The 19,846-nt window shown below is 74.0% G+C and carries 20 protein-coding genes and 1 pseudogene; 15 read left to right on the top strand and 6 right to left on the bottom strand.

Annotated features, from left to right (window positions below; all coding sequences use genetic code 11):
- Positions 1–4 precede the first annotated feature (4 nt).
- The 3 genes and pseudogenes from DMP15_RS01360 to DMP15_RS01350 form a co-directional block, all read right to left on the bottom strand.
- Positions 5–1,417, bottom strand: coding sequence for an APC family permease (locus DMP15_RS01360; RefSeq protein WP_073575686.1), 1,413 nt, complete (start codon positions 1,415–1,417; stop codon positions 5–7).
- Between the two features lie 639 nt (positions 1,418–2,056).
- A pseudogene (gene mscL / locus DMP15_RS30255) lies at positions 2,057–2,434 on the bottom strand (large conductance mechanosensitive channel protein MscL); the annotation flags it as partial.
- A gap of 161 nt (positions 2,435–2,595) precedes the next feature.
- On the bottom strand, positions 2,596–3,366 hold the full coding sequence (locus DMP15_RS01350) for a FadR/GntR family transcriptional regulator (RefSeq protein WP_167410013.1): 771 nt from the start codon (positions 3,364–3,366) through the stop codon (positions 2,596–2,598).
- 49 nt (positions 3,367–3,415) lie between these two features.
- On the opposite strand from DMP15_RS01350, the gene DMP15_RS01345 reads away from it, so the two are divergent.
- From DMP15_RS01345 to DMP15_RS01300, 10 genes are all read left to right on the top strand, one after another.
- Positions 3,416–4,660 carry a CynX/NimT family MFS transporter gene (locus tag DMP15_RS01345; RefSeq protein ID WP_337825367.1) on the top strand — a complete coding sequence of 415 codons (1,245 nt, stop codon included), beginning with the start codon at positions 3,416–3,418 and terminating at the stop codon, positions 4,658–4,660.
- Between the two features lie 159 nt (positions 4,661–4,819).
- Positions 4,820–6,082 (top strand): tryptophan synthase subunit beta, encoded by a 1,263-nt coding sequence (trpB, locus tag DMP15_RS01340; protein ID WP_208623018.1) that lies wholly within the window; start codon positions 4,820–4,822, stop codon positions 6,080–6,082.
- A complete protein-coding gene (gene trpA / locus DMP15_RS01335; RefSeq protein ID WP_337825366.1) occupies positions 6,082–6,876 on the top strand; it encodes a tryptophan synthase subunit alpha in 795 nt (264 codons plus the stop codon). Before trpB ends, trpA begins: the two co-directional genes overlap by 1 nt.
- A 626-nt stretch (positions 6,877–7,502) precedes the next feature.
- The gene (locus tag DMP15_RS01330; RefSeq protein ID WP_083658629.1) at positions 7,503–8,879 is read left to right on the top strand and encodes a ferredoxin reductase family protein; all 1,377 of its coding nucleotides are present in this window, start codon (positions 7,503–7,505) and stop codon (positions 8,877–8,879) included.
- A gap of 17 nt (positions 8,880–8,896) precedes the next feature.
- On the top strand, positions 8,897–9,865 hold the full coding sequence (locus DMP15_RS01325) for a DUF4142 domain-containing protein (protein ID WP_179761340.1): 969 nt from the start codon (positions 8,897–8,899) through the stop codon (positions 9,863–9,865).
- Positions 9,862–10,803 carry a hypothetical protein gene (locus DMP15_RS01320; RefSeq protein WP_337825365.1) on the top strand — a complete coding sequence of 314 codons (942 nt, stop codon included), beginning with the start codon at positions 9,862–9,864 and terminating at the stop codon, positions 10,801–10,803. Before DMP15_RS01325 ends, DMP15_RS01320 begins: the two co-directional genes overlap by 4 nt.
- Before the next feature lies 1 nt (position 10,804).
- Positions 10,805–11,371 (top strand): hypothetical protein, encoded by a 567-nt coding sequence (locus tag DMP15_RS01315; RefSeq protein WP_073575699.1) that lies wholly within the window; start codon positions 10,805–10,807, stop codon positions 11,369–11,371.
- Positions 11,371–12,708, top strand: a complete 1,338-nt coding sequence (locus DMP15_RS01310) for a DUF6529 family protein (protein WP_304580120.1) — start codon at positions 11,371–11,373, stop codon at positions 12,706–12,708. The genes DMP15_RS01315 and DMP15_RS01310 overlap by 1 nt, the downstream gene beginning before the upstream one ends.
- 37 nt (positions 12,709–12,745) lie before the next feature.
- Positions 12,746–13,204, top strand: coding sequence for a Rieske (2Fe-2S) protein (locus DMP15_RS01305; protein ID WP_073575701.1), 459 nt, complete (start codon positions 12,746–12,748; stop codon positions 13,202–13,204).
- A 434-nt stretch (positions 13,205–13,638) separates the two neighbouring features.
- Entirely contained in the window at positions 13,639–13,779 is a 141-nt protein-coding gene (locus DMP15_RS01300; protein ID WP_161152459.1) for a hypothetical protein, read from the top strand.
- On the opposite strand, the gene DMP15_RS01295 is transcribed toward DMP15_RS01300, so the two are convergent.
- Positions 13,766–15,241: an aldehyde dehydrogenase gene (locus DMP15_RS01295; protein WP_073575704.1), complete on the bottom strand. Its 1,476-nt coding sequence runs from the start codon at positions 15,239–15,241 to the stop codon at positions 13,766–13,768. The genes DMP15_RS01300 and DMP15_RS01295 overlap by 14 nt on opposite strands.
- A 95-nt stretch (positions 15,242–15,336) precedes the next feature.
- Between DMP15_RS01295 and pcaD the strand changes: the two genes are divergently transcribed.
- Positions 15,337–16,104, top strand: a complete 768-nt coding sequence (gene pcaD / locus DMP15_RS01290) for a 3-oxoadipate enol-lactonase (protein WP_073575705.1) — start codon at positions 15,337–15,339, stop codon at positions 16,102–16,104.
- Positions 16,105–16,183: 79 nt separating this feature from the next.
- Here the strand turns inward: pcaD and DMP15_RS01285 are convergent, their stop codons facing one another.
- Entirely contained in the window at positions 16,184–16,753 is a 570-nt protein-coding gene (locus tag DMP15_RS01285) for a CGNR zinc finger domain-containing protein (RefSeq protein WP_073575707.1), read from the bottom strand.
- A 55-nt stretch (positions 16,754–16,808) separates the two neighbouring features.
- Between DMP15_RS01285 and DMP15_RS01280 the strand changes: the two genes are divergently transcribed.
- Positions 16,809–17,753, top strand: coding sequence for an EamA family transporter (locus DMP15_RS01280; RefSeq protein ID WP_161152458.1), 945 nt, complete (start codon positions 16,809–16,811; stop codon positions 17,751–17,753).
- Between the two features lie 236 nt (positions 17,754–17,989).
- On the top strand, positions 17,990–18,196 hold the full coding sequence (locus tag DMP15_RS01275) for a DUF397 domain-containing protein (protein WP_304580121.1): 207 nt from the start codon (positions 17,990–17,992) through the stop codon (positions 18,194–18,196).
- 4 nt (positions 18,197–18,200) lie between these two features.
- On the opposite strand, the gene DMP15_RS01270 is transcribed toward DMP15_RS01275, so the two are convergent.
- The gene (locus DMP15_RS01270; RefSeq protein WP_161152457.1) at positions 18,201–19,058 is read right to left on the bottom strand and encodes a helix-turn-helix domain-containing protein; all 858 of its coding nucleotides are present in this window, start codon (positions 19,056–19,058) and stop codon (positions 18,201–18,203) included.
- Between the two features lie 244 nt (positions 19,059–19,302).
- Between DMP15_RS01270 and DMP15_RS01265 the strand changes: the two genes are divergently transcribed.
- Together DMP15_RS01265 and DMP15_RS01260 are read left to right on the top strand one after the other, a co-directional pair.
- The gene (locus DMP15_RS01265; protein ID WP_073575710.1) at positions 19,303–19,503 is read left to right on the top strand and encodes a hypothetical protein; all 201 of its coding nucleotides are present in this window, start codon (positions 19,303–19,305) and stop codon (positions 19,501–19,503) included.
- Between the two features lie 32 nt (positions 19,504–19,535).
- The gene (locus tag DMP15_RS01260) at positions 19,536–19,829 is read left to right on the top strand and encodes a hypothetical protein (protein ID WP_073575921.1); all 294 of its coding nucleotides are present in this window, start codon (positions 19,536–19,538) and stop codon (positions 19,827–19,829) included.
- The last annotated feature ends 17 nt before the right edge of the window (positions 19,830–19,846 follow it).

The raw sequence follows: 19,846 nt of genomic DNA, 5'->3' as shown, positions 1-19,846 counted from the left end.
CGGCTCAGCCGTCCAGCTTCGACGGGTCCAGGGTCGCCTTCTTGACCCCGAGCCTGCGGTTGAGCAGCAGCGTGATCCCGTAGAGGACCAGGCCGAGCAGGAGCAGCAGCCCGGCCAGCTCGTACTGGATCGCGTCCCGCCCGGAGAACGGCAGGACCAGGTACAGGCTGGCGACGGCGCCGACGACCGGCAGGCCGGGCGGGGCCCGGAAGTGGTCCTCGGGGATCCGGTCGCGGCGAAGCACCAGCACCGCGATGTTGACGATCGTGAACACGGCGAGCAGCAGCAGCGAGGTCGTGCCGCCGAGCGCCGAGACGACGTCGGAGTCCGAGTCCAGCGACACGTAGCTGATCAGCGCGAACGAGATCAGCGTGGTGAAGATGATCGACACCCACGGCGTGCGGCGGAACGGGTGCACCCGTGCCAGCGGCTTGGGCAGCACGGCCTGGTTGGCCATCCCGTAGAGCAGCCGCGAGGCCATCAACATGTTGATCAGCGCCGAGTTCGCGACGGCGAACATCGAGATGAACGGCAGGACCAGGTCGGCCGGGATGCCGGGCGCCCCGGCGCGGACGACCTCGACCAGCGGCGTCTCGCTCGCCGCCAGCGGGCCGACCGGGACCAGCGCCACCGCGCAGATCGCGACGAGCACGTAGATGACCCCGGTGATGGTCAGCCCGGTGATCATGATTCTGGGGAAGATCCGGCGCGGCTCGTGGCACTCCTCGGCCATGTTCACCGAGTCCTCGAAGCCGACCATCGCGAAGAACGCCAGCGAGGTCGCCGAGGTGACCGCCAGGAACACCCCCTTGTCCTCGGGGGTGTCGAAGGCGACGACCCGCGACCAGTCGGCGTCGCCGCCGGCGATCGCGTAGATCCCGATCAGGATCACCAGGAGCAGGCCGGAGAGCTCGACGATCGTGAGCACCACGTTGACCTTCACGCTCTCGCCGACGCCGCGGAAGTTCACCGCCGCGACCAGCAGCATGAATCCCAGCGCGATCAGCACGATGCCGCCGTTGCCCAGGTCCAGCCCGAAGCCCTCGTTCAGGTTCGCCGCGAACGCCCGTGACGCCGTCGACGCCGAGGTGATCCCCGAGCTCATCACCACGAAGGTGACCATGAACGTCAGGAAGTGGATGCCGAACGCCTTGTGCGTGTAGAGCGCCGCGCCCGCCGCCTGCGGGTACTTCGTGACCAGCTCCAGATAGGAGAACGCGGTGATCATGGCGACGGCGAAGGCGACCAGGAACGGCACCCACGCCGCCCCGCCGACCTCCTCGGCGACCTGGCCGACCAGGGCGTAGATGCCCGTACCCAGGATGTCGCCGACGATGAACAGCAGCAGGAGCCTGGGCCCCATGACCCGCTTCAGCGCGGGCCCGTCCTCCGCCGTCGACGTGGTGGCGTCCGCCATCGTGGTGCGCTCCCCTCCGCGGCGGCCCGTGCCGCCCGCGACCGGCTCAGCCTGGTGGGGGGTTCGTGCCGTGTCGAGTCGAAAGGGTGGAGTGTTCATCTGGAGGGAGCGTGTGTGGCCCCGCTGACGTGGCGTTCACTGTCCGGCGCGCGCTCGTCGCAGGAGCCGGAGGTCGCCGTGTGTACCGCTACCGAGTGATCGCCTGTCTCGTCGCGCCGGGAGGTCCTGCTCCAGGCCGGCATGTGGCGGACGTGCCGATGTTCATGGTCGCCCGCGGCGACGTGGTGCGGATGCGGATCGCCGACGGCAGCGGCGCGGTGCGCCCCGACGCATCTGTCGGAGGGCCTGATGGCGCACCTCGTGTACGAGGGGGTGACCACGCCGTACCGGGTCGGCGGGCCGTCGGGCAGCGACCCGGAGTGAGCAGGCTCAGCCGCGGTGCCGGGACCGGCGCGGGGTGTCCGGGTAGGGCTCGGGGTAGCCGTCGTCGACCGGGCCGGGCTGCGGCGGCTGCGACGCGTGCGACGGGGGCACCGGACGGCCCTGCGGCGGGCCGGACGGCATCGGCGGCGCCGGCACCGTCGGCTGTCCCACGGCGCGGGGTGCGGGGGCGAGGGCCCGCTCGCGGTCCCGCTCGGCCTGGTCGCGGAGCAGGTCGCGGATCTCCTTCAGCAGGTCGAGGTCGGTCTCCAGGGCCGGGTCCCCGGCGTCGCGCTTGCGGCGCTCCTGGAGCCACTTCATCGGGAAGACGACCAGGAAGTAGATGACCGCGGCGGTGATCAGGAACGTGATGACGGCGTTGAGGAAGCTCGCGTAGTCGAGCTGCACCTCGTCGGTCAGCGGGATCGTGCCCGGGGGCACGGCGTTCTCCCCGCCGGAGAACAGCCGGAGCAGCGGCTCCAGGAACGCCTTCGTGAAGGCGGTGACCACGGCCGTGAACGCCGCACCGATGACGACGGCGACCGCCAGGTCGATCACGTTGCCACGCAGCAGGAATTCCTTGAAGCCCTTCAGCACGCCGGAGCACTCCTCGAGATCGGGTCGGGGGCGGGGGTGGGTCCGGCGAAGGAGGCTAACCGGACCGTGACCTCCGCGCCGGGCCTGCGCCCGCACGGTGCGGCCCGGCGCGGCGGACGGGACGCGCCGGTCGACGGGCGGCCCGGGCGCGGGGTCGCGGGTCAGGCGGTGGGTCCGGTCCCGGCGTCCGGGCCGCGCTCCCCGGCGGGGCCCTGCGGGGTGACCGGGCGGGCCGCGATGAGCCGGTCCAGGAAGTCCCCGGCCTCCCGGGCGGCACGGTCCACGTCGCCGTCGGCGATGGCCTCGACGATCCCGGTGTGGGAGATGTCGTCCTCGGTGCCCGCGGTGCCGGGCATCGTGGTCTTCACACTGTCCGCGACCGCCTCCACCACACCCCGGTAGAGCTCGACGAGCAGGCCGTTGCCCGCACACCGGACGACGGCCACGTGGAAGTCGGTGTCCGCACGGGCCGCGCGCTCCAGGTCCGCGGCGTCCGGCTGCTCCCCGCGACGGCCGTACGCCGCGACGGCCGCGACGGCCCGGTCGCGCCCGGCCAGCGCCGCCCGCAGGACGGTCAGGTCGGCGTCGGTCCGGCGGGCGGCCGCCATCCGGGCCGCCTCCACCTCCAGGGTGCGTCGGACCTCCAGCACCTCGCGCAGCTCCGGGCCGCACAGCGTGCGCAGCGCCCCGGACAGCTCGGTGGTGGCCCGCACGTAGGTGCCGTCGCCCTGACGCACCTCGAGCAGGCCGCCGTGGGCGAGGGCGCGGACGGCCTCGCGGACGGTGTTGCGGCCGACCTCCAACGACGAGGCCAGCTCCGACTCCGGCGGTATCCGGGCACCGACCGGCCATTCCCCGCCGGTGATGGCGGAACGGAGCTGGTCGATGACCTGGTCGACCAGGCCACCGCGGCGCGCTGTGACGAGAGGCACCGGATCATCCTTCCATCCGAACATCCTACGTCTGTAACAATACTGTTTCGTGAGCATTGCTGAGCAGGAGACACGCGCGGAGGAGACCATCGCCACCGGGCGGGCCGAGGAGACCGGGCCGTCGCGTCGCGGTGCGCTCGTCGGGACTCCGCTGCTCGTCGTGGGGGTGGCACTCGCCGCCTCGAACCTCCGCCCGGCCGTGACCTCGATGTCCTCGGTGCTCGGCGAGGTCCGTGACGGCCTCGGTGCCTCCGCGGTCTGGACCAGTGTGCTCACCGCGGTGCCCACCATCTGCTTCGGCCTCGCCGCGATCGCGGCGCCGCTGCTCTCCCGCCGGCTCGGCATGGCCCGCGCGATCGGCCTCGCGATGGCGGTGCTGACCGCCGGGCTCGTGCTGCGCGTCGTCGACGGCCCGTGGGTCGTGCTCGGCGGCACCTTCGTCGCCGCGGCGGGCATCGCGATCGGCAACGTGCTGATCCCGGTCGTGGTGAAGCAGTCCTTCCCGCACGCCGTCGGCCGGGTCACCGGCGTCTACACCGCCGCGCTGGCCGCGGGCGGTGGGATCGGCGCCGCGTTCACGCCGGCGCTGGAACCGCTGCTCGGCGGCTGGCGCGGCGCGGTCGGGGCGTGGGCGCTGCTGTCGCTGGCCGCGCTGGTCGTCTGGACGATCGGGGCCCGGCACGGTGAGCCGGAGCCGGTCGTGCGCGCCGCCGACGCGGAGGAGCGGCGCCCGATGGTGCGCCGGCCGCTGGCCTGGGTGGTCACCGCGTTCTTCGGGCTCCAGGCCTGTGTCGCCTACGTCGCGATGGGGTGGCTCTCGGAGCTGTTCGTCTCCGTCGGGGTCACCCGCACCGACGCCGGGCTGATGCTCGCCCTGATCAACCTGATCGGCATCCCGCTCAGCTTCGTCATCCCGCCGATCGCGCTGAACCGGGCGTCGCAGTCGGGCTGGATCGTCGGGCTCGCCTGCTGCTCGCTGGCCGCCGTCGCCGGACTCGCGATCGCCCCGGCCGCCGCGCCCTGGCTGTGGACGGTCCTGCTCGGCGTCGGCATGGCGGTCTTCCCGCTGGGGCTCGGCGTGATCGCGCTGCGCACCCGCGAGGCCGCCGAGACCACCGACCTGTCGGCGATGGCGCAGGGCTTCGGCTACCTCATCGGCGCGACCGGCCCGTTCCTGTTCGGGATCCTGCACGGGCTCACCGGCTCCTGGACGCCGTCGCTGGTGCTGCTCGGCGCGGTGATCGTCGCCGAGATGGTGCTGGGCTGGGTCGCGGGGCGCCCGCGCTACGTCTGAGGTCCGCCCGCGCGGCGCCGGGCCGCTGATATATGAGAGCCCCCGGTGCCGCGTCCGGCGTCGTGGGCCCGGTGTACCGTCGTGACCGTCCGATCTCCCGGCGCATCCCCGCCCGGCGGCGGCCCGAGATCGGGGTCCTCGATCCGTCAGGGAGTACTCGTGACCGACACCGCCCTTCCCCCGGCCGGGGACACGGCGCGGCTGGTCGACCAGACCGGCCCGTACTTCGGCCGCTTCGGTGGCCGCTACGTCCCGGAGGCGCTGGTCGCCGCGCTGGACGAACTCGAGCGGGCCTACCACACGGCCATGTCCGACGAGGCCTTCCAGGCCGAGCTCGCCGAGCTGCACCGCACCTACTCGGGCCGCCCGAGTCTGGTCACCGAGGCGCCGCGGTTCGCCGCGCACGCCGGGGGTGCGCGCATCCTGCTCAAGCGCGAGGACCTGAACCACACCGGCTCGCACAAGATCAACAATGTGCTGGGGCAGGCGCTGCTCACCAAGCGCATGGGCAAGACCCGGGTCATCGCCGAGACCGGTGCGGGCCAGCACGGCGTCGCCTCGGCCACGGCCGCCGCCCTGATGGGCCTGGAGTGCGTCGTCTACATGGGCGAGGTCGACACCGAGCGCCAGGCGCTCAACGTCGCCCGGATGCGCATGCTCGGAGCGGAGGTCCGCCCGGTCACCTCGGGCACGCGCACCCTCAAGGACGCGATGAACGAGGCCATGCGCGACTGGGTCACCAACGTGGCCGACACGCACTACCTCATCGGCTCGGTCGCCGGGCCCCACCCGTTCCCGGCGATGGTGCGCGACTTCCAGCGGATCATCGGCGTCGAGGCGCGGCAGCAGGTCCAGGACCTCACCGGTGCCCTGCCCGACCTGGTCTGCGCCTGCGTCGGCGGCGGCTCCAACGCGATGGGCATCTTCCACGCGTTCCTCGACGACACCTCCGTCGAGCTGGTCGGCTTCGAGGCCGGCGGCGACGGCGTCGACACCCCGCGGCACGCCTCCTCCATCGGCGGCGGTGACGTCGGCGTCCTGCACGGCTCGCGCAGCTTCATCCTCCAGGACGAGGACGGCCAGACCCGCGACTCGCACTCCATCTCCGCGGGCCTGGACTACCCGGGCGTCGGCCCGGAGCACTCGTGGCTGCACGACATGAGGCGCGCCCGCTACGAGTCGGTCACCGACGCCGAGGCGATGGAGGCCTTCCGCCTGCTCTGCCGCACCGAGGGCATCATCCCGGCCATCGAGAGCGCGCACGCGCTGGCCGGTGCGCTGCGCGAGGCGACGCGCCTGGGCGAGGGCAAGGTCGTGCTGGTCAACCTGTCCGGCCGTGGCGACAAGGACGTCGACACCGCCGCGAAGTACTTCCAGCTGATCGACGACGAGGGCAACGCCGTGACGGACGGAGCGGTCTGATGGGCAGCGTGGCGCAGCGGGTCGAGCAGGTCCGCGCCGAGGGCCGGGCCGCGCTGGTCGGCTACCTGCCGGTCGGCTACCCGACCGTCGAGGGCTCGGTCGAGGCGATGCGGGCGATGGTCGCGGGCGGCGTCGACGTCGTCGAGATCGGCCTGCCCTACTCCGACCCGCTGATGGACGGCCCGGTCATCCAGCGCGCCACCCAGCAGGCACTGGACAACGGTGCCCGCAGCCGGGACGCATTCACCGCCGTGCGCGCGGTGGTCGGCGCCGGCGCCCCGGCGCTGGTCATGACCTACTGGAACCTGATCGACCGCTACGGCGTCGAGCGGTTCGCCGCCGAGCTCGCCGAGGCCGGCGGCTCCGGGCTCATCACCCCGGACCTCCTGCCCGACGACTGCGAGGACTGGCTGACCGCCTCCGAAAAGCACGACCTGGACCGGGTGTTCCTCGTCGCGCAGACGACCACCCCCGAGCGGATGCGGATGACCGTCGAGGCCAGCCGCGGGTTCGTCTACGCGGCGTCGCTGATGGGCGTCACCGGCGTCCGCTCGGTCGGCGTCGAGGCCCGCGACCTGGTCGCCCGGACCCGCGAGGTCGCGACCCTGCCGGTGTGCGTCGGCCTCGGCGTCCGCACCGCCGAACAGGCGGCCGACGTCGCCGGCTACGCCGACGGCGTCATCGTCGGGACGGCGTTCGTGCAGGCGCTGGAGTCCGGCGGGCCGTCGGCGGTCGAGTCGCTCGCCCGCGAGCTCGCCGAGGGCGTCCGCGCCGCGGAGCGCGTCTCCGCCTGACCCTCCTCCACCGGCCGCGTCCGCCCCTCGTGGGCGGGCGCGGCCGTCGTGTGTCGTCGGGCCGTCGGTCGCAGCTCCCGACCGGCCACCGGCCGACCGACCGGCCGTCCGCAGCGGCCCGCCGGGCTCCGGGGTGCCCGGGGCTGCCGCCTCCGGCTGTGCCGGCGTGCCCGCCCGCGCCGCCGGAGGCCGACTGCACGGGACCAGCGGTGGTCGCGCGCGGTGAACGTCGTGTCCCTGAGAGTCATCGCGCCGGTCGGTCGTACGTCCGTACTCCGACCGGAGCGATCGGTCCCCGCCCGCCGGACACCGACGACCGGACGGCGGTGCGCGTTCTCAGGAACGCAACCCCGTCCCGGTGGGGTTCCTATGTTCGTGTCACCGCACCGCGGCCCGCTCCCCCCGGATGCCGCGGCGGTGGCCGGGGCTCCCCACCCGGCCGGTTCCACGAACCGGAGTGATCCGATGACCCGCCCCCTGCGCGGACGCGCCCCCGGCGTCCGCCCGACCGTAGCGTCGCACCCGCGACCGGCCCGAGGCCGGTCCGTGACGGTCCACCGCTCGCGCACCCACCACCCCCGCCCGCTGCGGGCACCCTCACCGGCCGGGCGCACGCCCGGCGACCGGTGACCCGCCCGGTTCCGCATCCGGTCACCGCACCCCTGCGGCGGGACACCCCGCCGCCCGCCGACGCCTGGCTGGCGCACCGCCGCGCCCGCACGGTGTGGGGATCCGTGCTGGTCACGGTCCTCGTCGGCCCGTCGTTGATCTGGATGCTCCGTTCCGGACCGCAGCCGCTGCTGCACCAGCTCTCGGTGCTGACCGGGCTGCTCGCGCTGTCGGCGATGGTGATCGTCGCGGTGCTGCCGTCCCGGGTGCGCGGGCTCTCCGGCGCCCTCGGCCTGGAGACCCTGCTCGGCCTGCACCGCAGGCTCGGCGTGCTCGCCGGGGTGCTGGTCGCGCTGCACCTCGCCTGCGTGGTGGCCGACCACCCCGAACGTGTCGGGCTGCTCGTGCCGCTCGCCGCACCGGCCCGCGGCCAGGCAGCCACCCTCGCGACGATCGCGGTCGTCGTGCTGCTGGTGCTCGCACTGCGCGGTGTCCGGTCGGGCTCGCACGAGGTGTGGCGTTGGCTGCACCTGAGTCTGGCCGCGGTCGTCGTCGGCGCGTCGTCGCTGCACGTGCTGTGGCTGAACAACCTGGTCGGCGACGCCGTCATGGGGCCCGTGCTGGGCGGGCTCGGCCTGCTGCTGGTCGCGGTGCTGGTGCTCCGCTGGGGCGCCCGCGCGGCGACCGGCGAGTTCCGGGTGCACGTCGTGCGCCCGGAGAGCCCCACCGTGTCGACGCTCGTCCTCGCCCGGCCCGGCCGGCACGCCGGGCCGTGGTTCCGGCCCGGCCAGTTCGCCTGGCTGCGGCTGGAGCGGATGTCGGTGGAGGAGCACCCGTTCACCATCGCGTCGTCGGCGTCCGACCGCGGCCGGGTCGAGTTCACCGTCCGGCACACCGGCGACTTCGCCGGGCGGTTGCGCGAGCTGCGTCGCGGCGACCCGGTCTGGGTGGACGGCCCCTACGGCTCGTTCACCCCGGACTCGGTGCCGTCCACCGGGCTCGTGCTGATCGCGGGCGGCGTCGGGATCACCCCGATGATGAGCATGCTGCGCACCGCCGCCGACCGCGGCGACCGGCGGCCGTACCGGCTGGTCGTGCACGCCCGTGACCGCGCCGACCTGCTGTTCCGGGCCGAGCTCGCGCACCTGCGCACGCTGATCGACCTGCAGGTCACCGAGGTGCTGCGCCGCCCGTCGGCGGACTGGTCCGGGGCGACCGGACCGATCGACACCGCGCTGCTCGCCGCCGTCCTGACCGACCTCGACGACCCGGCCCGCCGGCTCGACTACTTCGTCTGCGGCCGACCGCAGCTCGTCGGCGACGTCCTCGCCACCCTCACCGCGCTCGGTGTCCCGGACGACCGGGTGCACACCGAGCAGTTCGCCCAGGTCTGAGAAGGGGAGGAGAACCCATGTCCCGCCGGATCCCCGGCCCGCTCCGGTGGTCGGTGCTCGCCGCACTGGCCGCGGTCGCCGCCGTCGTGCTCGCCCAGTACTGGGTGGCGACGTCGGCCGCCACCGACCAGCAGCAGGGGTGGACGCAGACCCGGTGGGGTCCGCTCGGCCCCGCCGACCGCGACCTGCTCCAGAAGGTGCGCCTCGCCGGTCTCTGGGAGGCCCCGACCGGGCAGCAGGGCGAGCAGCAGGCCACCTCACCCGCCGTCCGCGAGGTCGCCCGCAAGCTCGGCGTCGAGCACCACGACCTCGACGAGCTGGTCCGCTCCACCGCCGAACAGCTCGGGGTCCTGCTGCCCAGCAGGCCCAACGACCAGCAGATCGGCTGGATGAACGACCTGACGGCCCGCACCGGGACCGACTACGACCGCCAGTTCGTGCAGATCCTGCGCGCCGCGCACGGCTCGGTCCTGCCGGTGATCACCGACGTCAAGGTCGGCACCCGCAACGAGCTCATGCGGCAGTTCGCGAACGAGGCGTCGGTGTACGTCACCCGGCACATCGGCTATCTGGAGTCGACCGGGCTCGTCGACTACGCGGCGCTGCCCGCCCCGCCCGACCCGGTGCCGACCGGGACCCGCACCGCGTCCGACGTCGTCGTGCCGGCGCTGGTGGTCGGGGTCGCGCTGCTCGCCGCGGGCGGGCTGCTCATGACCCTGCACCGGCGCGGCCGCCCGGCCCCCGGCCCGGCCGCCGCCTTCGTCCCCGCCCCGCGCCACCCCCGCGACGGCGCCCGGCGGGCCCTGCCGGTCGGCCCACCCGACCCCTGGGACGAGCTGGCGCACGTGCCACCCGTCCGGCCGCAGCCCGATCCCGAGCCCGGCCTCACCGACGCCACCCCCCACGACCTGGACACCGACACCGGAGCGCCGCCCTCCCGCACCACCGGAGCGCACCGCACCGCCCCGAGGAGCCGATACCGATGAGATCCTCCACCAGCCGCAGCAGGACGATCGCGGTCACCGCGCTCGCCCTGGGCCTGCTCGTCGCCGGGCCCGCCGCCTACGCCGCCGGGGCCGCCTCCGCCGACCGGAGCGACCGGCCGGCGAACGTCGCCTCCGGGCCGTCCGACTCGACCGGCTCGTCCGGAGGGTCCGGCTCTTCCGGCTCCTCCGAGGGCTCCTCCGGATCCGGGAGTTCCTCCGGGGGCGGGGAGCACGACCACGCCGGGCACACGGGCCCCGGCTCATCGGGCTCCGGTGACGGGTCCGGTGACAGCGCCGGGGCCGGGGCCGGTGGCGGCTCGGCCGACCAGGGTTCCGGCAGCGCGGGGGACGAGCCCGACGCGGGCGACGGGGAGAAGAAGGGTGCGCCGTCGGCGCTCGACATCCTCGCCGTCGACTGCTCCGGCAGCCGGCTCACCGCCCACGACGGCTTCCAGAAGGCGCCCCGCTGCGTGTCCACCGCGTTCGGCGAGGTCGCCGACGCCGACCGCAGCCCGTCGCTGCTCATCACCCAGGCCCCGACGACGGTCCGGCCCGGGGAGTCGTTCCGCCTGACCGTCAGCACCCGGAACCTGGTCCGTGACCGGTTCCTCCCCGCGGCCCAGGGCGGCTACTACGCCGAGGCGTCCCTGCTCGACGGCCAGGGACTCCAGCGCGGCCACTTCCACACCGCCTGCCGGATCCTGCCCGACCCGGGCGAGGCACCGGACTCGTCGCCCGATCCGCTGTTCTTCCAGGCCACCGAGGACGGCGGTGGAGGGGCACGGCCGGACAGCGTCACGATCGACGTGCCCGGGGTCGAGCAGACCGGCGAGCTGCAGTGCTCGTCGTGGGCGGGGGACGGGTCGCACCGCACCCCGATGATGCAGCGGGCCAACCAGACGCCCGCGTTCGACTCGGTCCGGATCGAGGTGGGCTGACATGCGACTCTCCGGACCCCTCCTGACCATGGTCGCCGTCGGCGCGGTCGCCGCCGGGGCCGCGACGGCGAACGTCGTGCTCACCGCGGAACCGGAACCGCTGCCACCGGCGGCCCCCGCCGCCGTCGAACAGGCCGCCGGCTCGTCCGCCCTCCCGGCGGCGCCCGCTCCGACGGCCGCCCCGGCACCGGCCGCGACCGGCGAGGTCGTCTACACGGGCCGGTCGACGAACGGGAAGGTCACCGTCGACATCCGGGTCACCGACGGCGCCGTGCAGGCCTACGTCTGCGACAACCGCGGCATCGAATCCTGGACGAAGGGCACCGCCACCCCCGGCGGCACCACCCGCCTGACCGGAGAGGACGGCGCGGAGGTCGAGTACACCGTCGCCGACGGCGTCGCCACCGGCACCGCCCGCGCCGACGGGAGGTCCTGGGACTTCACCGCGACCCGGACCGACGCCTCCGACCCGGCCCCGGCCGCGACGCCGGCCGCCGCACCCGCCGAGGCCCCGGCCGAGGCGCCGGCCCCGTCCACCGGCGGCAGCGGCTACGGCGGTGGGTACTGATGTCCCCCCGCGCGCGGCACGCGGACCGCGAGCTCACCGACCCGGTCGGGTTCGCCCCGGTCTCCGCGGACATCCCGAGCCCCCGCGGCCCCGAGCACAGCGGTGGCTGGGCCGCCGTCCCGGAGCCGTCCTGGGCACCCGACCACGACCCCGGCGGCGGCGCGGACCGGTGGGCGGGCACCGCCGACCGTCGCCGCGACGCCGTCGCGGGGGACCTGTTCACCCCGACCGGCCCGCTCACCCCGCCCCCGGGCGGCGGCTCGGGCACCCACGGGGTCGCCGCGCCGCGCCGCCCGGCGCCCGCCGCCGGGGCCGCGCGTCCCGGCCGCCCGCGCCGGGCCGCCGGTGACGACCCGCCCTCCGGATGGTCCGAGGGCGCCGACGACACGGCCTGGTCCGGGAGCACCCCCGGCCGCTCCCGGCCCGCCGGCGCGGACCGGCTGCACTGGTCCGACGACGCCGACCACCGCGGCCGGCCGGCAGGCACGGCCGACCACCCCGACGCCTACGAACCGCTCGCCGGCTACGCCGAACCCGGCCGCTACGACCGGACGGGCTACGGGACGGGCGACGGGGCGGCCGCCGGTACCGACGTCCGCACCGGCGCCCCGGCCGAGGACCCGGCTGCCGCGTACCGCGAGCGCCCCGCACGCCCCGCCGTCCGCGACCGGGCCGACGGCGGCGACGGCCCCGCCCGCAGGCCCGGTCGGCGCGGCCCCGGCCGTCGACGGTCCCGCGCGACGGCACCCGACCCGGCGCGCGCCCGTCGCCGCCCCGACGCCGAGGCGGCCCACGACGTCGCGGTCCCGGCGGAGGGTCTGTCGTGGCGGGTCGTCGCCGTCCCCGTCGTGGTCGGGTCGCTGGTCGCGGTCGCGCTCGGCGTCTGGGCCCGCCAGCACGTCGGCACCGGCGTCGCGGTCAACCTCGCCGGCTTCTCCAGCGGCGCCGCGGCCAAGGCGTGGCTCGGTTCGGCCGCCCTGGTCCTCGCGATCGTCCAGGGCGTCACCGGCCGGATGATGATGCGCGGCTACGCCGACCCGGTGACCGCGGTCGTGCACCGCTGGTCGGGCCGCGCCGCGGTGCTGGTGACCGTGCCCGTCGCCGCGCAGTGCCTCTACGCGTTCGGCTGGTCCGGCGCGACGACGTCGGCGCTGCTGCACTCCGCGCTCGGCTGCCTGTTCTACGGCGCGTTCGTCACCAAGATGCTGCTCCTGCGCCGCCCCGGCGTGCCGGGATGGCTGCTCGCCGTCGCGGGCGGGGTGCTGCTCGCCGTCCTCGCCGGGGTCTGGCTGACCTCGGCGCTGTGGTTCTTCGCCGGCCACGGCCTGTCGTTCTGACCCCCCGACCGCTCCCACCGTCCCCCGGAGGTCCCCCGTGTCCCCGATCCCGCGCCGCCGGCTCCTCGCCGGCGCCGGTGCCGCCGTGGCCTGCTGCGCCGCGGGCTGCGCCACCTACGGAACCCCGCGCGACACGGCACCCGCCGCGCCCGCACCGACCACCCCCGCCCCCGCGGCGGCCGCCCCGAGCAGCAGCACCGCCGCGGCACCGGCCGGCATCGCCGCCGTCGACGACGTCCCGGTCGGCGGCGGCCGGGTCTTCGCCGAGCAGAAGGTCGTCGTGACCCGCCCGGACGCGGACACCGTCCTGGCGTTCGACGCGACCTGCCCGCACCAGGGCTGTCTCGTCGACCAGGTCTCCCCGGCCGGCATCTCCTGTCCCTGTCACGGCAGCCTGTTCGCCGTCTCCGACGGGGCCCCGCTCGACGGCCCCGCCCAGGCCCCGCTCACCTCGCGACAGGTGCGGGTCGAGGGCGGGCAGGTGGTCCTGGCCTGACCGGCAGCCCGCGGGACCGGCCCCGGCCCGGCGGACCCACACCGTCGTGATCGTCGCGGGTCGGAGCTCTGCCTGCGCGATCGCGTTCGCGTTCGCGTTCGCCCGGGAGAGCGGCCGCCCGCTGAGAGCCCCGCGGGCGAACGACGGACTCGGCTGGTCCCGACGGCCGAACGCATTCCCATCCGTCGCGCTCGCGGGTCCGTCCACCGGTCGGGGTCTCAGCTCGCGAACAGCGGCCCCCGTCGGTCCGTAGCGTGCGGTCCGCACCGGTTCCGTGGCCGCTCCCCGACTTCCGCGCCGCGCGACACGTCGCCGGATCCGGCGACGCTCCCCGTCGCCGGACCCGCGCGTCCTGGCCGCGGTGCCGGAGGACCGCCGTGCCCGGGACCTCGACCCCGGGCACGGCGGTGCACACCGCCGACGGAAGGCCCCCCATGAGCACGTCCGAGACCCGTACTGACACCCCCGCCGCCCGCGTGCCCGCCCCGCGTCGTGCCGACCGCGGCGAGCGCTGGACCGAACGGCTGGGTTGGGAGGAGTCCCCGGACCGGGAGTCCCGGGTCAGCCGAGGGTGAACGGGTCGCGGGTGCCGCCGGACAACTCCACCCACACCGACTTGTTCTCCAGGTACTCCTCGACGGCCGCGACGCCGTTCTCCCGGCCGAGCCCGGAGTGCCCGAACCCGCCGAACGGGACGCTCGGCGCCACCACCCGGTAGGCGTTGATCCACACCGTGCCGGCCCGGATCCGTCCGGCGACGCGGTGCGCCCGGTGCACGTCCTTCGTCCACACCGCGCCGGCCAGGCCGTACGGGGTGTCGTTGGCCAGCTTCACGGCCTCGTCCTCGTCGGTGAAGGTGAGTGCCGCGAGCACCGGGCCGAACACCTCCTCCCGGTAGACCGTGGACTCGGGCGTCACCCCGGTGATCACCGTCGGCTGCACGAAGTAGCCGCCCAGCCCGGACTCCGCGGCCCCGCCGTAGGCGATGGTGTTGCCCTCCGCCTTCGCCGTCTCCAGGTAGCCGAGGACCTTCTCGTACTGCGGCCCGTTCGCGACGGGGCCCATCTCGGTGTCCTCGGCGTTCGGGTCGCCGAGCGCGATGGTCGCCGCGCGCTCGGCGATGAGCCGGACGAGCTCGTCGTGGACGTCGGCGTGCACGATCAGCCGCGACCCCGCCATGCAGGTCTGGCCGGTCGCGGCGAACACGCCGGCGATGACCCCGTTCGCGGCCGACTCCAGGTCGGCGTCGGGGAACACGACCTGCGGGGACTTGCCGCCCAGCTCCAGGGTGACCTTGTTCAGGTTCGCAGCGGCCGCCTTCGCGATCGACCGCCCGGTCGCGGTGGAGCCGGTGAACGCGACCTTGTCGACGCCCGGGTGCCCGGCCAGGTGCGCGGCGGTGTCCCGGTCGTTCGTGGTGACGACGTTGACCACACCGGCCGGGATCCCGGCCTTCTCGATCAGCTCGGCCCACTTCAGCGTCGAGGCGGGCGAGTGCTCCGACGGCTTCACGACGATCGTGCAGCCCGCGGCCAGCGCGGGCGCGACCTTCCAGGTCATCAGCAGCAGCGGGGAGTTCCACGGCGTGATCGCCGCGACGACGCCGACCGGCTCCTTGCGCGTGTAGACCAGGTAGTTCGGGTTCGGCGCCGGGATCTGGCGGCCCTCGATCGTCGGGGCGATCCCGGCGTAGTAGTGGTACCAGCCGCCGAGCCCGCTCAGCTGGCCGATCATCTCCCGGTACAGCTTCCCGGAGTCGTTGACCTCGGTCCGGGCCAGCGCCTCGGCGTTCTCGGTGATCAGGTCGCCCAGCCGGCGCAGGCAGGCGGCGCGGGCGAACGGGGTCATCGCGCCCCACTCGCCGTCGAGCGCGGTGCGGGCGGCGGCGACGGCGGTGTCGACGTCGTCGGGGCCGCAGTCCGGCACGGTCGCCCATGGCGCTCCGGTGAACGGGTTCTGGGTCTCGAAGGTGCGGCCCGACGCCGCGTCGGACGGCTTGCCGCCGATCAGCATCCTGAAGGTCTCGAGCTCGGCCATGGACGGTCCTCTCTCCAGCGGCTCCGGTGGCGCACGTCCTCGCCGGTGACCCTACGAACCCGGGCCGCGATCCGCAGCCGGTGCAGGATGGGCACATGGCACTCGATCTGCACCATGTCGTGGACGGTCCGGCCGACGGACCGGCCGTGCTGTTCGGCCCGTCGCTGGGGACCGACCTGCACCTGTTCGACGCCCAGGTGGCGGCCCTGTCCGACCGCTTCCGATGCGTCCGGTTCGACCTGCCCGGCCACGGCGACTCGGCCCCCGTCACCGGTGACCTCACGATCTCCGAGCTCGGCCGCGGCGCGCTCGCCGCCGCCGACGCCGCCGGGATCGGGGACTTCCACTACGTCGGCGTCTCGATCGGCGGGGCGATCGGCCAGTGGCTCGGCGTGCACGGTGGGGAGCGGGTGCGCAGCATCGCGGTCCTGGCGACGGCGGCTCGCTTCCCGAACCCGGACTCGTGGCCGCAGCGCGCGGCGACCGTGCGGGCCGACGGCACGGCCGCGATGGTCGGCTCCCGGCCCGGGACCTGGTACGTCGAGACCTGGGCGCAGCGCGACCCGGCCGGTGAGCGGCGGCTGCTGGACATGCTGCGCGCCGCGGACGACGAGAGCTACGCCGCCTGCTGCGCCGCCATCGGCGCCTTCGACATCCGCGCCGAGCTGGGTGCGGTCTCGGTGCCGGCGCTCGTCGTGGCGGGGGCGGACGACCCGGCGACGCCGCCGTCGTCGCTGCACGAGATCGCCGACGCGATCCCCGGCGCCCGCTACGCCGAGGTCGCCGACTCGGCACACCTGCTGAACTACGAGCGCCCCGACGAGGTGAACGCCCTGCTCACCGAGCACCTGCCCGGCAGCTGACGTCGATCAGTACCTGAGTGCGGTCCCGACCGGGGCGCACCGCGCTCAGGTACTGATCGACACGGCGGGGGACGGGGTGTCAGGGCGTCCGGGTGGCGCGGCGGGCGCGGTAGGCGGCGACGTGCGCGCGGTTCGCGCAGTTGCCGGTGTCGCAGAACCGCTTGGACCGGTTGCGGGACAGATCGACCAGCACGGCGTCGCAGTCCTCGGCGGCGCAGCGGCGCAGCCGGGACAGATCGTCGCCGCGTACCAGGTCGACGACCGACATCGCGATCTCCGCGCCCATCCGGTCCGCGAGCGGCGCGTCCTGGGGCGTGACGTGCAGGTGCCAGTCCCAGCCGTCGTGCCGCGCGAGGTGGGGGCGCGCGTCGGTCTCGGCGAGGATCGCGTTGACCAGCGTGACGGTGCCGTCGCGGTCGGGGCCGTCGTCGTCGCCGTGGGCGGGCCACAGCCCGGCCAGCCGCTCGCGGAGCGCACGGACGGCCCGGCGCTCGTCGTCGGAGCCGGAGCGGCGCCCCGAGTACGGCTGCTCGGCCAGCCACGCCGCGAAGCCCGGCACGTCGTCGAGCGGGTCCGGCTCGGCCCGACGGGTGTTCACCAGCGCCGCGGCCGCCGCGAGCAGCACCTGGGTGTCATGGGCGAATTCCATGTTGACCCCTGACATGGTCGGTTCCTAGTGTCAGGAGTCTATGGGTGCTTCGGTCGTGACACGGGATCACATGGTCCGCGGGCTGATGTGGGCGCTGGTCTCGGCCGCCGCGTACGGCTTCTCCGGACCGCTCGGCGCGGCGTTCCTGGAGGCGGGCTGGTCGCCCGGGCTCACGACGCTGCTGCGCATCGCGGGCGCCGCCGTCCTGCTGCTCCCGGTGACGGTCGTGATGCTGCGCCGGCACCCGCTCAGCGCGCCGAACGCCCGCAAGGTCCTGCTCTACGGCCTGGCCGCCGTCGCCGGTGTCCAGCTGTGCTTCTTCCAGGCGTTGCAGCACCTGTCGGTGGGCGTCGCGCTGCTGCTGGAGTTCCTCGCGCCCGTGCTGCTCGTCGGCTGGACCTGGGCGCGGACCCGGCGCACCCCGGCCGCGGTGACGCTCGTCGGCTGCCTGGTCTCACTCGCCGGGCTCGTGCTGGTCGTCGACCCGTTCGGACCCCAGCGCGTCGACCTGACGGGAATCCTGTGGGGCCTCGGCGCGGCGGTGTGCGTGTGCGTCTACTTCGTGCTGCCCGGCGGCGACGACGAGGGCGGCGTCCCGCCGCTGCTGATGATCTCCGGGGCGATGGTCGTGGGTGCGGTGACACTCACAGTGACCGGTCTGCTGGGCATCACACCGTGGCGGGTGGGGGAGTCCAGCGGCCGGCTGGCGGGGGTCGACGTGTCCTGGCCGGTGCTGCTGGGGATGCTCGTCGTGCTCGCGACGGCGCTGCCGTACCTCACGGGGATCATCGCCATCCGACGGCTCGACACGCGCGTCGCCTCGTTCGTGGGGTTGTCCGAGGTGATGTTCGGGGTGCTGGCGGCCTGGGTGCTGATCGCGCAGGTGCCGACCCTGGTCCAGGTGGGTGGTGGGGTGCTGATCCTCGGGGGGATCGTGCTGATCCGGCGGGCGGAGAACCGAGTCGCGGCGACGCCGAGTGAGATCGCCACCCAGGGCTGACGGGGCAGAGCGCCCGTGGATCTCGCACGTCGGGACCTGTTGCGTTCCCGGCGGAGCAATCATCAACCTGGGCTTCGCGGCTCGTGATTCGACGCTGTTCGGTCACGGAACCTGGATCCACCCGATCGTGTCTCCGGGGTGCGTGGGGCGTGTGATGCACCACCCACTACCCTCGACGCGGATTTGACCTGCGTGGGTGCCCAGCGGGTCGTGGGATCGAACGAATCGAGATTGTCGTGTCGCTGCCCGGCCGCTTCCGAACCAGCTCGTTCTGCCTCGACGGCGGCTGTGTCGCCGTGGCGCCGACAGGCGACGGGCGCGTTGAGATCGCTTCGACGCTGGATGCCAGTGCTACGCCGATCGCATTCACGCGGGCGGAGTGGGATGCCTTCGTGGCCGGCGTCAAGGTCGGCGAGTTCGACTCGCAGGTCCTGCACCCCTGAGCGTTCAGCTCGCCAGGTCCGCGAGGTAGTCGCGGCTCGCCTGGGGGGACAGTGCTCCCTGCAGCACGTCCGACCAGATCGATCGGTATGTGTCTACTTCGACCGGTGTGTCGAAGTAGGCGTCGTGACCGGTGCTCTCCACATTGACGACGGTCCAGTCCGATGTGGTCTCGCGAGGCTCGAAGATCGCGAAAGTGCTCACCGCCCGCGTGTACCCGGCGGTGAACGGGAGGATCTGGACCTCGATGTTCGGCTGCTCGGCGCGCTCCAGGATGTGTCGGACCTGCCCGCGGAGAACTGCACGATCGCGACCTCGGTGCAGCGCGCTCTCGTCCATGACGGCGTGCAGGATGAGGGGCGGGGCGTCCTGGCGAGCGGGATCCACCACTGCCTGCCGGCCGATTCGGATCTCGACCAATCTGTCGAGCTCGGCCGGAGATGCCGCGGGAAACGCATCGGACAGAATGCCGCGCGCGTAGGCCTCGGTCTGGAGCAGGCCTGTGATCGGTGTGCTGAACATCAGCTCGGAGGCCGATTCGGCCTCGAGCGAGATGAACATGTCGAGATCGGCAACGGCGACAGTCGAATTGAACGGTTGCCACCATCCGGGTGACTTTGCGTCGGTTGCCCACGACAGGAGCTGCTCTCGTGATTCGGGCGAGGCATCGTAGATCTCCAGGAGATCCCGGACGTCGCGGTACTTGGGTTCCACCTGACCCGTCTCGATGCGCGAGAGCTTCGACGCCGACATCTCCAGAAGCTTCGCGATGTCGCCCAGTTGCTTCTTCCGGCGCACCCGAAGTTGTTTCAGGGCCCAGCCGAGACGTCGGCGAATGACGACGGGGCCGTGTGTCACGGTCATCCCGACCTCCTCGTGATCACGAGCGTGTCGAGCGTAGCTCCGGACCACCGTAGCCATCCTGCAATTGCAGACGAAGTCTTGCATTTTGACCTGGTGCAAGTAGCCACTCGCACCGCATACTCGACTCCCAGATCCTGGACAGCGGTCACCACCGCTGAAGGGGGTGCGCCATGCACGACCATGACGGCACCACACACGGTCCCGAGATCCCCACCCCGCCGCACCGGAGCGGAGGTGGCACACCATGACCACCTCGCTGATCGTCGTCGGCGGAGTCCTCGCCCTCATCTGGTTCTCCGTGCTCATCGGTATGTCGGTGGACACCGAGAACCAGCGACGGCAGTGGAAGCGGATCGCCGCCGAACGCCGGGACCGCTGGGAGGAACGGCAGCTGCTCCTCCGCAGCTGCCCCCGGCTGGACTGTCCGCTCCGGCGCCCCGGCTGACCGGCAGGCCCGGGCCCGAGGGGAGCGCCGTGATGCAGGTCGTCGACCACGAGCCGCACGCCTGGTTCCTGCTGCGCGACGACGCCGGGACCTACCTGGACGTGAACTGCTCGCACGGCCCGGTCGGGTACTCGGTGCTCCTGGAACTCGACGACGACGAGCGGCGGGCCCTCGACGGGGGCGGACGCGGCTACCTGGACGATCTCGCCGCGACCGTCGCGTACCGGGTCCGATCGCCGTTCCGGGACCGCGACCTGACCCGCGCCCGCGGCCACGAGGTGACCGCGGCCGTCGCTGCGTGGCGCTCCGGTGGCGCGACGGACTGAGCCGTGTGGCGCTCCGG

The sequence above is a fragment of the Pseudonocardia sp. UM4_GMWB1 genome (assembly GCF_017312155.1).
GTDB classification, from domain to species: Bacteria; Actinomycetota; Actinomycetes; order Mycobacteriales; family Pseudonocardiaceae; genus Pseudonocardia; species Pseudonocardia alni.
This window is presented reverse-complemented; position numbering and strand designations above follow the sequence as displayed.

Coding starts and splice junctions, on each gene's coding strand:
- pcaD (WP_073575705.1), top strand. CDS start 15,337: ATGGCACTCGATCTGCACCATGTCGTGGACGGTCCGGCCGACGGACCG.
- DMP15_RS01285 (WP_073575707.1), bottom strand. CDS start 16,753: ATGGAATTCGCCCATGACACCCAGGTGCTGCTCGCGGCGGCCGCGGCG.
- DMP15_RS01295 (WP_073575704.1), bottom strand. CDS start 15,241: ATGGCCGAGCTCGAGACCTTCAGGATGCTGATCGGCGGCAAGCCGTCC.
- DMP15_RS01270 (WP_161152457.1), bottom strand. CDS start 19,058: ATGACCGTGACACACGGCCCCGTCGTCATTCGCCGACGTCTCGGCTGG.
- DMP15_RS01260 (WP_073575921.1), top strand. CDS start 19,536: ATGCAGGTCGTCGACCACGAGCCGCACGCCTGGTTCCTGCTGCGCGAC.
- DMP15_RS01265 (WP_073575710.1), top strand. CDS start 19,303: ATGACCACCTCGCTGATCGTCGTCGGCGGAGTCCTCGCCCTCATCTGG.
- DMP15_RS01300 (WP_161152459.1), top strand. CDS start 13,639: ATGAGCACGTCCGAGACCCGTACTGACACCCCCGCCGCCCGCGTGCCC.
- DMP15_RS01310 (WP_304580120.1), top strand. CDS start 11,371: ATGTCCCCCCGCGCGCGGCACGCGGACCGCGAGCTCACCGACCCGGTC.
- DMP15_RS01325 (WP_179761340.1), top strand. CDS start 8,897: ATGTCCCGCCGGATCCCCGGCCCGCTCCGGTGGTCGGTGCTCGCCGCA.
- DMP15_RS01315 (WP_073575699.1), top strand. CDS start 10,805: ATGCGACTCTCCGGACCCCTCCTGACCATGGTCGCCGTCGGCGCGGTC.
- trpA (WP_337825366.1), top strand. CDS start 6,082: ATGGGCAGCGTGGCGCAGCGGGTCGAGCAGGTCCGCGCCGAGGGCCGG.
- DMP15_RS01360 (WP_073575686.1), bottom strand. CDS start 1,417: ATGGCGGACGCCACCACGTCGACGGCGGAGGACGGGCCCGCGCTGAAG.
- DMP15_RS01320 (WP_337825365.1), top strand. CDS start 9,862: ATGAGATCCTCCACCAGCCGCAGCAGGACGATCGCGGTCACCGCGCTC.